A 13973-nucleotide genomic window follows, 5' to 3' on the forward strand; every position below is an offset into this window, starting at 1 on the left:
ACACTATACTGTACTTATATACAGTAATATTGGTTTTTTATGAAGATAATACCCGTTTATATTGAAGCAGGCATATCCGGCTTTGAATCACCCGCAGCAGAATATAGAGAACTAAATCTATCATTAGAAGAGTTACTTCTTCAGCACCCTAATGCGACTTTCTTTGGTCTAGCTAATGGACGGTCAATGGAAGGGAAAGGGATTTTTAATGGGGATGTTCTGGTCGTTGATAGAGCAGAGCATGTTAGTAATGGCGCTGTGATTGTGGCAAATTTTAATGGGTGCTTTGTGTGCAAAATCATTGATACTGAAAATGCCTTATTGCTATCTGCATCTGAGAGTCACAAGCCTATCAAAATATCTGACAGTGATGACTTTCAAATAGAAGGGGTAGTCAATGTATCCTTTAGATTGCATAAACAACTACCCGTCCTGCTGTCATGTTTGGGTTAGTTGATGCTGTTTCATTCTATGCTCGTGCGGAAAAGGTCTTTGACCCAACCATTAGGCATAAACCCGTTGTCGTCTTAACCAATAACGATGGCTGTATTTGTGCTGTTTGTCCTATTGCGCGTCAATTAGGCATACCTAAATTTGTTCCTTATTTTAAGATTAAGGCATTTTTAGAAAAAAATAATGTCGTTGTTCGTTCTTCAAATTATGAGTTATATGCTGACTTAAGTGAAAGAATGATGAACGTTATTGCACGGTATTCTGATAACCATTATGTCTATTCTATTGATGAATCGTTCTTACATTTCAGGAACTTTAGCTGTGTTGATAACTGGCAGGAATACGGCCATGTAATACGAAAGGCTGTTTGGCGAGAGACACGATTACCCGTTGGCGTAGGTTTTGGTGCAACTTTAACATTAGCCAAAGCAGCGAACCATGCATCCAAGAAATTATCAGGTTTTGATGGTGTTGCTGTAATAGATGATGAAGCCTCTCGTAAAGAAATCCTTTCTAGAATGTCGCTCACTGAGGTTTGGGGTATTGGCAATAAGTTGAGTAAACGGTTAAGTATATTAGGGCTTAAAAATGGCTGGGATTTAGCTAATCAATCACCTAAAGCTATGCGAGGTCAGTTTGGTGTGGTCGTTGAACGCACGGTGAATGAACTGAACGGCATGCAGTGCTTAAATTGGGATGAAATAGGGCAAGACAAACAAGAGATATTTTCTACACGTAGTTTCGGGCAACGAGTTACCGACGGTCATGCACTTAAAGCTGCACTATCGAGTCACGCCAGTATTGTTGCGTCAAAAGTGAGAAGACAAGGTTCTTTGGTTAAACGCTTAGTTATTTTTGCATCAAGCTCACCACATGATGACCATTACTATAAAAAATCTGTCATTTATGAATTCCCCATTGCGACTGACAACACCCTAAAGCTTGTAGGTGCTATTTCTTACGTATTTGATAGTATTTATAGACAAGGTGTTAGCTTTTATCGCTGCGGAGTAGGTGGCGTCGAACTAGAAAATAGTCAATTTCAGCAACAAGATATGTTTAGTCTTAGTGTGAACAACCCTCCTTTAATGAAATGCTATGACCAAATAAATCATCGCTATGGTAGAGGCACTCTTGAAGTCGCTGTTGCTGAAAAAAATGAAAAGTGGGCAATGAGACGAAACTTCTTATCACCTCGCTCTACGAGTAACTGGTCAGAAATACCTAAGATAAACTGTTGAGGTTAATATGTGTGGTCGATTTAGTGTAAACAAAGCAATTTCACCTATTGTGAGTGAGCTGTTTAATACGCACTTCAATACAGAAACGAATGCTAATTTAAGTCCTAGCCAATCAGTTGCAACGTTAGTTAGCAGCAACTCAACCTATCCTCAAGTAAATGCGCTATAGGGAATAAAACCTTCATGGTCAAAGAGGCTTATTATTAACGCCCAATCTGAAACGGTTGCTACAAAGCCTACGTTCAGACAAGCTTTTCAACATCAACGCTGTTTAATTCCATGCAACGGTTGGTTTGAGTGGCGAACAGAAGAGGGTAAAAAGGTTAAGTACCTATTTGAGCATACCGACAAAGTACCTTTGTATATGGCGGGTATATTGTTTCAGCATGAATTTACTGAATTAGTCACGTTAACTACAAAACCTAACCTTAAGTGTGGTCAATACCACAAAAGAATGCCTGTACTTATTGCTCATGAAGATAAAGAATCCTGGTTTCAATCTTCGCCTCAAGACCTCGAACCATTACTTAAGCATGTGAATAATGAAATGATACATATTGAACGCAGTGGTTAAGTTTATGGTTAACTATGTGCGCATTATAGTAAAGGGTTAGTCTTTTTATCTAAGGATTAGAAACAAAAAAACACCAATCATTACAATTGATGTTTTATAGAAAAAAACTTAAATGATTAAGACTATTTCTTAAAGCGACGTGACGCTAAACCAATCATTCCTAATGCAAAAATAGCAAGTGTAGATGGCTCAGGTACTGAAACACTACATACTTGGCCAACATCATCATTACATCTTCCAGCAGTCGAAAAGTCCCCACTTGCGTTTAAAAGAGTAGATGTTGCCCAACTGCTACCTAAGTTATTATCAAGCGATACTGATGTTAGTGCCATAGAGGCACCAGTAGGGTCAGGAAATACTGGACCACCATCCCACTCTACACGGTCAATTTCATTCAATACATCATCAAATAAAACTAATTCGTCAGCGCCATTTGCCAAGAATACTGCACTGTATTGGTAATCTACAGATATACCACCGTTGGTTAAGGTATCGGCGTTTCTACCTAAAACTAAAAAGCCACCAGATGAAATGATTAATGAACCACCATTATTAACGACCTGACTATCAATATCATTATCACCAAATGTCCATCCATTTATATCGATATCAGTTAAGCCTGAATTGAATAGTTCAAACCATTCACCATTAGAATCAGTAACCGCAGATGGGTTTTGAAATATTTCGTTGATTATGATGCCTGCATTGACAGGTATTGATAAAGTTAAACCAATTACTGCTGTTAGCGCCATCTGAGTTATTATTTTTAACATTTTATTCCTTAATGTATCAATTTTAGACCGTAGCCTATTATCCATTTGTTAAAGATCAGCAAAAAGTATACCGTCTAGGCAATATCTAATGATATCAATAGCGTGATAATCAACGATAATTTCCGCAGAGTAATACTGTAAAACAACCTGACACTAAAATTATTAACCAGTTCATCAACCAGCAGAGACATTTAACCAATGTGTTGCGTCCATCGGTTGAACTCAAGGCGCTTAACTTACATTAGATTAGAAAATTATGCAATATATTTTCTAATGAATAAATCATATGTATTACTTGTACTTCTCAGTAATAACCTTATCTGTCCATAAATAACAATATAATAAGGCTTTGAAATTAAAGAATATTGAGTTATTTTATTAAACAATAAAGTAGATGGGGATTACTAAGACGTCTACATAATAAGCTATGAGCATTCAAAGGAGTTGTTGCATTGTTTAAAGATGAAAAGTTTGACCATTATTTATTTGAAGATATCCCATTAGATAGAGATATTTATTTGATGGATGAAAAATTTTTAGGTGAATACAATGAGATGATGAGCAAGTTTTTGGATGACCCTAAGAATAATGAATATTCATCCGTAGGATATATAAGTAATATTGCTGCAAGGAAGGTTCTTGAAAATTCCTTAGAAATTTCATGGTTTGCTAATATTGCTCAAAGGTTTCACGAAATATCAATTATTTTACCTAAAGAACACTTTGTATATTGCGTTGGCTGTTGGCAATATGACGAAAAACCAATTGTTTTTGTTAACGGGAATTGGTTGAATAGTTTACACGCTCGATCTTTTTCTATATTTTCTTTAGTTGATGCTATTGGAGTAAAACAATACTTAGAAGACGATAAGTTAACTACTGACATGTTAACTTTATTGAGAGATAAGATTGATTTATTGGCTTCCGAATATCCTCACATTTCATTTTTATCTTTCGCTGATAGTATACTTTTAAAAAGTAATTGGTCTGTAGGTGCTTTCGATAATGACATTTCCTATAGCTATAACCCCGAAATATTCATTCATCTAGCAGATCAAATATCCAACATTTATAAAGAGTGTTTAGGCTTAGCTACTTATGCTGTGATAACGCAAGGGCAAAATTCATATTACGATGATTCTTTACTACATATATCAGAATCTAAAAATCATATTTCGTTAAATAGCTTAGGTATTCCTTTTGCCCAATTAATGGATATTGAAAATACAGCTAGAGTTAATATACGAGAAAAAAGTCATGAACCTGCTGATATATATATGGATTCCCAGTATTATAACTCGTTGAACTTTAAATTTGAATTTAAGAAACATGATCAGCCTAAAGCTGAATACTCAACAAAAATGGTAAGCAAAGAATGTGAATATTATTATAACTCTGTGCCTACTTTGCTAGAAAATCTGAAAAGTCAATGCTAACAAGGCGTTATGCACCAGTGTGAATTGGAGTCCTATGGATATTTACAAAGAGAAGTTAAGTAAAAAAACATTACTTAAATTATCCGATGTTGAAAGGAAGTTGTTTATAAGTCTAGCCCACGTACAGAATGAAATTCGTTTTTCTTTGTACACGGTAGTCTGGAGCCATGACTATAGTTCTAAAGATGATGACATATTGAAGGGTCAAATATCGGTTAACTTTTATCATTTGAAAATACTTGCGGGTAAATTACATGAGAGTTATGAATTATTAGTTAAATATTACTTCCCAAACAAAGTTATATCTAAAGAATTTAATAGTTTTGCGAAGAAAGAAGTATTGATTACCTTAAAAGAAATAAAAAAATATTTTAGTAAAAAAAATAATTTTATAACAGAAATAAGGAATAATCTTTCATTTCATTATTCACCGAAGGAACTAGATCAACAACTAGCTAAATTACCTGATGAGTTAGAGTTATATGTTTCCAAAGACAATGACGCTAACACCTTATATTATTTCGCAGAAGAACTAGCGAATAGAGCCGTATTCGAGAAGCTAAATTTATCAAATGACATAAACCCTATAGATGCAGTTTATAAAGAAATAATCGACTTATCAAAAATGTTCAACAAAATTAATGCTGAATTAATGAGATTTATTCTAAACAAATATAGTTCAGATATATGGTGTGGATCAGCCGAATTATTGGAGTTAAATGGGCTAATGAAATTTTCTGATGTTAAATTACCTTTGTTTACAGATACATCTGACGACTTTATTTAAAGCGCAAAACAAGTTACTTAAACAGACGTAAAACGTGTGTCCCTGACTAATTTTAGTCAAGTATTTTACGTCGCTTAGAAAGGCGTTATCGATACAAAATATAATCCGAAGTATTGATTGTCTTTAAAAGCTAATGTCTCGAATGTGGCAGAGCGCGACCTTTAAAGCAGACAATTTACTCGATATTTATTTTTTGAGGTGTAAGGGTAACTAGTTGTTCGATAGTGCAATCGATATCCTTGCCTCGAATGTGCCTCTTCTCTTGCTTCTTGGTGCAGATAGTAGCCACTTCCTGTAATACAGTTCTAAACTTCTCCCTGTACTTTTGCTCTTGCTTCTCGCCATTCCAAGACAATAATATAGTTACAGGAATAGTTAGTAGAATTAGGGGGACTGCTATACCTCTTCTAATTTTGATTGCGCTTTTGGTTGTACCCATAAATTACCTCCTTGTTATTAGTCCAATCATTAGACTAGATTAACTAACCTGAAAAAGACAGATACTTACCTATTAAGGCAGAGCTTATGTGTAGTGATGTAATGGCAAAATCAGTCTATTTAAAGGTCGTTTTTAGCTTTATAAATTAGTCCCAAAAGAGGTAGGACGCGACTTTTTTAACAGACTATTACTCGATATTTAATTGTTAAGGTGTAAGGAATATTTTGTGCGCGTTGAAGACATTAGCATTTACCTTTTGCTATATATTTTCTAATGAATAAAATACTAGCGTAAACGATGTAATGCCGTGTAATGCCCTTTTATATGGAAATCTGTATAATTTTTGAGAACTGTTATAACTATATGGAAATCACATGAAATACTTAACGATACTGCTTGGAATTTTATCATTATCCGCTTGTGGGGAAAATAAATTAGTTTCTTGTTTGAACGACTCTGAACATGCAAAAACACAATTGTCTTTATATTCTGAAGAAGGTGGGAGTACATATGAAGTTATAAAAGCCGTTAGAACTGATCAAAACTACGGTGAGTGTTTCATTAATAAATTAGACATCCCTAAAGAAGCGACTATTGAACAAAAAGCACAAATCATTTTAGATTTTACTTCCAATACAATTCAATATGCTCCAGATAAAAAGAAAGCAAAGTTAAGTGACATAGATCGCCCAGGTACACGGTTACCTTCGAGAACTGTTGCTGACGGAGAAGGAGATTGTGAAGATAAAGCTGCACTCTCTGCTGTTATGCTTAGACAGCTAGGGCTTAAAACTTACGTCATAGTACGCCCAGCGGACTTTAAAGGTATTGGGCACGTTTTTCTTGGTGTAAAGGCAAACTATGAGACAAAACTAAAATGTGATGGTGAATACGTGATAGCTTTTGATCCAACACTAGATAACGCTAAAGTCGGTGATGAGGAGTATGGGTTAACAGAAGTCAAAAATGCAAGTTGCACTAAAATATAGTTATAACAAGTTACTTAAACGGAAAAATAACAGTTAGCCCTCACTCCGTGAATATAGCCAACCATTATTTTTCGCTTAGTAAGGCGTTAGGCTTTTAAGTTTTTAAATTGCACTATAGGAAATAAAATTGAGCACTGAATTTTTAGAAACGGATTTTGATAAAGTTAGCTACCTTGTGAATTTACTTACCGCAAGAGCAACTGGGCTTGCATCGGACTCAGGTGAATTTGAAGCATTACGTTCTGAATTACTAAGTAATCCTAATCTTGCTCCAATGCTTCCTCAGTGGTTACGACAGCATCGTAATTTAGATTCATTTTGGGGGTTTATTCAGCCAAAATTCAGTAGTTACGCCGAAAGACGTACGTACTTATCTGGTGAGTTCACACCAATATTAGATCAATTGGAGTTTGGGCAACCAACTCAGGTAATAATGCCAAGCAGTATTACAAATACACCTTTGCCCCCAGCAAAAGAAGTTCCTCGTAACAAACGGAAAGTTTTTATTGTTCATGGACATAACAACGAAGTAAAACAAGAGGTAAGTCGCTTTGTAGAGCAACTTGGTTTAGAAACTATTATTCTGCATGAGCAAGCGAATGCAGGAATGACAATTATTGAAAAAATTGAACATTATTCAAATGATGCTGATTTTGCTCTCGTTTTATATACTCCATGTGATTTGGGTAGAGCTATAACCGAGCCTAACCCTCCAAAAAATAGAGCACGACAAAATGTAGTGTTTGAGCATGGTTACCTTATTGCGAAGCTTGGTCGAGAAAATGTTTGCCCTTTAGTTAAAGGAGCTCTTGAAACCCCAAATGATATAAGTGGCGTCTTGTATGTAACTATTGATGATCCTGGTGCATGGAAGAATCAGGTAGCGAAAGAGTTAATTCAATGTGGCTACACTTTAAAATCATTTTTCTAATAAGTATCAAAGCCTAATGCGTTCAAACGGACAAATAACAGTTGGCTGTTTGCTCCTTCGTCGCTTATCTTAGCCAACAATTATTTGCCTCTTAGTGAGGCGTTAGGCATCTTTGGAGTTAACCTCTTGTCAGTAGAAATTATTAAATCTCAAATTTTTAAGTTTTTATCCTCAGATGAACCTGAAGTGATGGCAATAAAAGGCCAATGGGGAGTTGGGAAAACTTTTAGTTGGAAAAAGTTTCTGAATGAAGCTTGTGAAGAGAATAAAATAAAACTTGAACGTTACTCATATGTTTCCCTGTTTGGAATAAGCTCTTTAGATGCTTTTAAGTATACGATTTTCGAAAATGTAGTAAAACGTGAAATTATTGGAACTGAGGCGAGCATTGAAACATTTAGAGCTAATACAACTAGCCTTATGGAATCTTTTGGCAGGCAGTCAGTTAATTTTTTCAAAGGAGCTCCAATTGTAAAGTCATTTAATCCTGCTATCGAAGCTATTTCTTTTTTATCAATAACTAATACTCTTATTTGTATTGATGATTTGGAGCGAAAAGGAAAAAGCTTAGACATAAAAGATGTATTAGGTCTGGTCTCTTTACTAAAAGAGCAAAAAAGATGCAAAGTAGTGCTCTTATTGAACGACGGTGAAGAGGGATTAGAGGACTACGATAAGTATCGTGAAAAAGTTATAGATATTGAACTTTCCTTTGTACCAGATCCAAAGGAATGTGCTTCCATTGCTTATTCGGGGAGTGCGGATTTTCACGGTAGACTCCAAGAATTAACTAGTAATCTCAATATAAGAAATATTAGAATCTTAAAGAAAATCGAACGACTAATAGATTTAGCTATACCTTTGGTAAATGAGTTTGAACCTGAAATATTAGATCAAGTAATGCATACCCTTGTACTTTATTCTTGGAGTTATTTTTGTTCAAATACTGATGATGATATTCCTCCGTTAGACTTTATAACATCTAAGGGATATGTGTTACTTGGAATTGGTGATGATGAAATTGATGAACAAGAAAAGGGCTGGCAAACAACTTTACAGGCTTATAACTATCAGCTAACAGATGATTTAGATTTAATGTTGGCTGAAGCAGTAAAAACTGGTTTCTTCGTTGAAAATGAAGTTATAAAGCAATCAGAGATTAAAAACCAACAAATAATTGCGTCAAAATCTGAAAACTCTTTTTCTTATGCATGGGGATTATATCACGACACATTTAATGATAACTCTGATGAAGTTATAAATGGGCTATACGAGAGTTTTAAAGCTAATTGTAAGCATATTACCCCGACAAATCTGCATGGAACGGTTACGTTATTTAAAGAACTTGGTGAAAATCATAAAGCATCTGAAATTATCGATATTTATATTGAGAATAGAAGAGAAGAAACTGAACTCTTTGATATGGATGAGAATAATGTTTTTGGAGATATCATAGACTCAGAGGTAATACAAAAATTTAATAATGTTCATAATCAAGCAGTACCACTAGAGACGGCCAAGCAAGTTTTAGATCGTATCGCAGGAAAGAGTGGTTGTAATGGAAGTGATGAAACTGTATTGGTAAATACTACTGTTGATGAATACTTCTGTTTGTTTAAGGCAGAACAAGGTCGAAATTTATCAAATTTTATAACTACCTGTTTGAAGTTCAGACAGTTTTCAAAACCAACTGAACAACAAAGAGAAATAGCAAACAGAGCAACTCAAGCACTTGAAAGAATAGCATCGGAAAGTGAAATAAATAAAAGAAGGGTCAAGAAGTTTGGCGTAAGTATACAAAGTGCCTAACAAGCCGTTCAAACGGACAGTTGGCTGTTTTCGTACCTCAAACATTATAAGCCAACTATTTAAGCCTCTGAATGTCTATATTTTTACGTACGTAAACTGCACGGTGTAATTAAATGGAATTAGAATTTACAAACAATAAGTACACTATCTATTACGATGAATCGAACAATATGAGAAAGTTACTTCTTGCAGGTGATGAGTACAATATTGACAATGATCCAAACCAAGATGCGTCTCCTATTTTTGTACTAGCTGGAATAGCGTTTGCTAATTCCAGTAAGCAAATAGATTTTGACCTCCTGAAAAAACAGATGCATCTACAGAAAGAGTGTTCAGAGCTTAAACTCGCGCAGATGGTTAAAATTAGAGCCAAATACACGCCTATAGAAGCTTTTAAGTATGCGCTAGGAAGTAAGCGGTTTAAAACTCTTTTTGAGTGTCTGAACTCAAGTAAAATATTTATTCACTATAAAATGATAAATACCGTCTATTGGTCATTTCTAGATATCATCGAAGATCTTGTCTTATGCACTAATGCTCAAGAAGACTGGATGAACCAGTTCTTTTATAAAGATTGTTTATATAGGCTGATAAAACTGGATAAAGAAAACTTTTTGTCACTAATGACAGATTTCAACTATCCGAATATAACAAAAGAGAATTCTCTGAAGTTCTTAGAAAGACTAAATGATCTAATAATGAAAAATGTGACTGTAAAGTTCATTGAGAATAGTAACGACCAAGACTTTGAAATGTTAGTGAAACTAGGTTCTCTAGTTTATAAATGCATTAAGTTATTTGGTGAAGAGCTTAACTTTGAGTTGGTTTTTGATCACGACAAAGACATTCTTATAGAGGATTTCTCAATCTTTTATATGAATAGACTTAAGACATTCCCCAATTCACAGCACATCCTAGATAACGAATGTGAAATAGAAGAAAAAATAAATATTATCAGAATGCATGACCCTAAATTAGATGCTGTAAATTTTTCTTTTGTTGAGTCTAAAGAAGCACAGAACTACCTTGTCCAAATTTCAGACGTAACAGCTGGTTTTATTAGGCTATATTTCAATTTTCTTGAGTATGCATCTATTGAGGAGGTTAATTTATTCATGGATTCGCTAAACCCTACACAAAAACAAACGATGTCATTATTTAAAGAGTTACTTGATAAGTCTGTCGAGGAATGTCATATATTGCTCCATAGAGTTGTAGTACCTATGGATGAGCGTAAGGCTTCGATATTACTTAATTAACAAAATATAACAATGCATTAAGCATATTGGGATGAATTAAGTATGATAATTTCAATGGACGAATCAGGGTCATTTGTAGAGTCCCCCTCTGATAACTCATGGTGCGTAGTTAGCGCCTATGTGTTCTCTGAAAGAATACAGTCTAAATCGTATGAAGCACTTAAGAAGTTGAAGATAAATAGTGGAGCCTCAGCTAAAGAAGAAATAAAGCTTAAAAACGTATCTGAAAGCAATTATTTTTCCTTTCTAAAGGATTTATCTAACCTCGGTGGCGTATTGTTCTCCGTTGCGACTGACTCAAGATTAAACACTGATTTGGTGATCAAAAAGCACAGAGATATACAAGCTGACAAAATACGAATAAATGCCCCAATCATGATCCATGCTGAAGGTAAAAAAGCAGTATTAGATTTAGCAGACGAAATTCAAAATTTACCGCCGCAACTCTATACACAATTACAATGCCAAGTAGAATTAATAAGTGATTTGTTAAATCGGGGGGTATTATATTATGCTCAACGTGACCCTATAACACTTAGAAAGTTTAAGTGGAGGATTGACCAAAAACACCCTAACAAAACAAGGTATGAATACGCATTCGAAAGAGTATTGTGTCCATTACTTCAAACAAAATCCTTTCGTGAACCGATGATTTTTTTAAAAGAAGCTGATTATAGTCATATGGAGCCATTTTTTTATTCTCAAAAAACAGTTCCAAAATACATTGAAGATACATATGGAAAGAAACTAGAAAGTGGCGTCAATATTGGCGATATTATAAGAAATGATTTGGAGTTCTCTGATTCTCAAGCTAATTTGGCTGTGCAGATCTCAGATTTGCTTGCCTCTGGTGTACGCAGGAGTCTAAGAAATGGCTTTTCAGATAATAAAGTTGCATCAAAACTACTCGGAAGTCTTATGCTTACTAACGGAAAAAATAAATATCCGATTAAATTAATAAGTTTCAGCACACAAGAATCAAATGTAGATGCAAGAGTCGCAGAGACTATGCGTATATTTGATGACTTTTCTAGAGGCATATTACAAAATGCCTAACAAAAAAATTAAGCGGGACTGCTAACAGTTGACTAGGTTTCGCTCCGCTACACATTTTAGCCAACTTTTAATCAGCCCCTTATTTGGGCGTTAGGCATTCAAGGAGTTTTCAAATGGATTGGTTCTTTAAACTGGTGAGAATTGCAGGTGTTAATTTTCCTGGTGCTGCATCTTTAGTTCAATTGCAAGCTGAAATTGATTCTCAAGCAATTACTAAAAGAATAGAAAAGCTAAGTGACCCCATTAGCTCTCTTCACGAGGATGTACAAGTAGTTGCTAGAGAAATTTATCAAAACTTAAAAGAGAAAGACTCGAATATTTTATATTTCTCTGACGAATTTTATAGGAAGTACAGTCGAGCATTAGCTGCACTAGATTCAAGTAATTTAATTGAAAAAATTAATACTGCTGGTTCTAGATTTCCAATAGCTATTACGTTATCTGATGCTTCATTTGTTATGTATATGTGCAACTTAGAAGAAGATTCCGAAAAAATGGAAAAAATCACATCAATTGTTGATAGCTGTGAGGTTGGAACTTGGCTAAATGGTGATTTATTAAGTCAAGAAATTGGACTGCCAGTTAATGTCATCCGTGGAGTTTTTTCTATCTATGAGTCTAAGGGCTACGGATTACTATCCAAAACATTAGGGTCATGTCAGTATATGGGGAATGCCTAACAAGTTGCTTAAACGGACACTGAAATACAGTTGGTTGTTTTCACTCCGTTCAATATTGTAACCAACTATATTTAGCCGCTTAATGTGGCGTTAGCCTACTTGGAATAATCGTTCATGCCTCAACGCTCAAATTCATTTCAAAAACTGGTTAAGATTTTAAACGAACGCTTGGATGATTCTTGGTTAGTGACAGAATCAAAAATGTATATTGATAGTATTACTGGTGAAAAGAGAGAAGTAGATATTGCTATAGAATCTAACTTCGGATCACACAATATAATCATCTCAATAGAGTGTAGAGATCATAAAAGAAAGTGTGATACTCCTTGGGTTGAGTCAATGAAGGCCAAACACGATTCACTACCGACTTCTAAACTTGTTCTTTGGTCTTCTAGTGGGTTTTATAAACCAGCACTACTGAAAGCATCAAAACTGCAAATAGATACTGTTACACCAGGTGATATTGACAGCTTGGAATGGACAAAACTAGCTAAAACCATAAAAAATGGCACACTTGAACTATTAGAGAGCCAATTGTCATTTTTTATAGATGCAGAAGATATGAGTGGTGAAAAAGTAAGGCTTGAAAATAGTGAATATAATTATATTCTTCAAGAATGCTTATCAAAGAACGAATTTGATGTTTATTCATTGCGTCACTCAATAGCTCATGACCCAAGAGTCGGTGGCACTCTTTTACAACATTCATCCAAAGGTGATAATGACTTCTGGATTGAGTATACACACCCAAAACAGTGCGAAGTAATTGATGAAGACTATAAAAAATATAATGTGTTTAGAATCGGCTTTGGTGTTAAAGCAAAAGTCGAACATACAGATTTGGAAACCAAATCTGTTTTATACCAGGGTGTTGTATCAACTCTCGCTACTGGTGATTTCGGAAATAAGAAAGTGGAAATATTCATCGAAGAGAAAGAAAATGAAGAGCCTGTTGTATTATCAGGTATTGTAAATAAGTAGGCTAATAAGGCGTTCAAACCGACAAGAAGCAGCTGGCTGTTGTTCGTACCTGACACATTTTAGCCCGCTTTTATTTGCCGCTTAATGTGGCGTTATCGATACAAAAACTAATCCTAATTCAGTTTTAGTCCGTTAGTGCTAATGTCTCGAATGTGGCAGCTACTGCCCTTAGTAATCATTCCAAGAACCTTTCAATTATTAAAATTCCTCAGAGTTCACCTTCATGTCAAAAATGTGCGCATTGCTGACATTACAGCTAAAAATATTGCTATACATTTTCTAATGAATTAACTACTAGTGTATACGATGTAATTCCCTTTCTATGGAAGTCTGTATGATTTTTCATGGTGTGTTACTAAGACGTCTTAGTAACACACCATTTATTATAATAAATACTCAATACAGTCACTTAACCACCTGAATTTATGATGTTTTGTTTGCTTTGTGCTTAAGGCGTGTTACTAAGACGTCTCAGTAACACGCCTTAATACACATGTGATTTATCATTACTAGTTTCTAATGCTTTGAAAATATGGGATATTAATATAAATTAAATGTTATTTAT

14 protein-coding genes are annotated in these 13973 nt (G+C 34.7%); 12 read left to right on the plus strand and 2 right to left on the minus strand.

Annotated features, from left to right (window positions below; translation table 11 throughout):
• Nucleotides 1–39 precede the first annotated feature (39 nt).
• The 3 genes from CXF79_RS09260 to CXF79_RS09270 all read left to right on the plus strand — a co-directional run bounded on the left by CXF79_RS09260 (nt 40) and on the right by CXF79_RS09270 (nt 2268).
• Complete coding sequence (locus tag CXF79_RS09260; RefSeq protein ID WP_101154722.1) at nt 40–453, plus strand: LexA family protein; 414 nt, start codon at nt 40–42, stop codon at nt 451–453.
• Nucleotides 441–1694, plus strand: a complete 1254-nt coding sequence (locus CXF79_RS09265) for a Y-family DNA polymerase (RefSeq protein ID WP_101154723.1) — start codon at nt 441–443, stop codon at nt 1692–1694. Before CXF79_RS09260 ends, CXF79_RS09265 begins: the two co-directional genes overlap by 13 nt.
• Nucleotides 1695–1866: 172 nt before the next feature.
• Nucleotides 1867–2268 (plus strand): SOS response-associated peptidase, encoded by a 402-nt coding sequence (locus tag CXF79_RS09270; RefSeq protein ID WP_101154724.1) that lies wholly within the window; start codon nt 1867–1869, stop codon nt 2266–2268.
• Between the two features lie 122 nt (nt 2269–2390).
• Here CXF79_RS09270 and CXF79_RS23365 read toward each other — a convergent pair whose 3' ends face one another.
• Entirely contained in the window at nt 2391–3041 is a 651-nt protein-coding gene (locus tag CXF79_RS23365) for a lamin tail domain-containing protein (protein ID WP_157825859.1), read from the minus strand.
• 452 nt (nt 3042–3493) lie between these two features.
• On the opposite strand from CXF79_RS23365, the gene CXF79_RS09280 reads away from it, so the two are divergent.
• Together CXF79_RS09280 and CXF79_RS09285 are read left to right on the plus strand one after the other, a co-directional pair.
• Nucleotides 3494–4477 carry a hypothetical protein gene (locus CXF79_RS09280; RefSeq protein WP_101154725.1) on the plus strand — a complete coding sequence of 328 codons (984 nt, stop codon included), beginning with the start codon at nt 3494–3496 and terminating at the stop codon, nt 4475–4477.
• 34 nt (nt 4478–4511) lie between these two features.
• Nucleotides 4512–5264 carry a hypothetical protein gene (locus CXF79_RS09285; protein ID WP_101154726.1) on the plus strand — a complete coding sequence of 251 codons (753 nt, stop codon included), beginning with the start codon at nt 4512–4514 and terminating at the stop codon, nt 5262–5264.
• A gap of 175 nt (nt 5265–5439) precedes the next feature.
• On the opposite strand, the gene CXF79_RS09290 is transcribed toward CXF79_RS09285, so the two are convergent.
• On the minus strand, nt 5440–5703 hold the full coding sequence (locus tag CXF79_RS09290) for a hypothetical protein (protein ID WP_101154727.1): 264 nt from the start codon (nt 5701–5703) through the stop codon (nt 5440–5442).
• 374 nt (nt 5704–6077) lie between these two features.
• On the opposite strand from CXF79_RS09290, the gene CXF79_RS09295 reads away from it, so the two are divergent.
• The 7 genes from CXF79_RS09295 (at nt 6078) to CXF79_RS09325 (ending at nt 13408) form a co-directional block, all read left to right on the plus strand.
• On the plus strand, nt 6078–6692 hold the full coding sequence (locus CXF79_RS09295) for a transglutaminase domain-containing protein (protein ID WP_101154728.1): 615 nt from the start codon (nt 6078–6080) through the stop codon (nt 6690–6692).
• Nucleotides 6693–6819: 127 nt separating this feature from the next.
• Entirely contained in the window at nt 6820–7623 is an 804-nt protein-coding gene (locus CXF79_RS09300; RefSeq protein WP_101154729.1) for a TIR domain-containing protein, read from the plus strand.
• Nucleotides 7624–7749: 126 nt separating this feature from the next.
• Nucleotides 7750–9432: a hypothetical protein gene (locus tag CXF79_RS09305; protein WP_101154730.1), complete on the plus strand. Its 1683-nt coding sequence runs from the start codon at nt 7750–7752 to the stop codon at nt 9430–9432.
• Nucleotides 9433–9545: 113 nt separating this feature from the next.
• A complete protein-coding gene (locus tag CXF79_RS09310) occupies nt 9546–10691 on the plus strand; it encodes a DUF3800 domain-containing protein (RefSeq protein WP_101154731.1) in 1146 nt (381 codons plus the stop codon).
• A gap of 42 nt (nt 10692–10733) precedes the next feature.
• A complete protein-coding gene (locus CXF79_RS09315) occupies nt 10734–11747 on the plus strand; it encodes a DUF3800 domain-containing protein (protein WP_101154732.1) in 1014 nt (337 codons plus the stop codon).
• A gap of 113 nt (nt 11748–11860) precedes the next feature.
• Nucleotides 11861–12427, plus strand: a complete 567-nt coding sequence (locus tag CXF79_RS09320; protein ID WP_101154733.1) for a hypothetical protein — start codon at nt 11861–11863, stop codon at nt 12425–12427.
• 114 nt (nt 12428–12541) lie between these two features.
• Nucleotides 12542–13408 (plus strand): hypothetical protein, encoded by an 867-nt coding sequence (locus CXF79_RS09325; protein ID WP_101154734.1) that lies wholly within the window; start codon nt 12542–12544, stop codon nt 13406–13408.
• Nucleotides 13409–13973: the final 565 nt, after the last annotated feature.

Source organism: Colwellia sp. Bg11-28, from assembly GCF_002836245.1.
GTDB lineage: Bacteria > Pseudomonadota > Gammaproteobacteria > Enterobacterales > Alteromonadaceae > Colwellia > Colwellia psychrerythraea_A.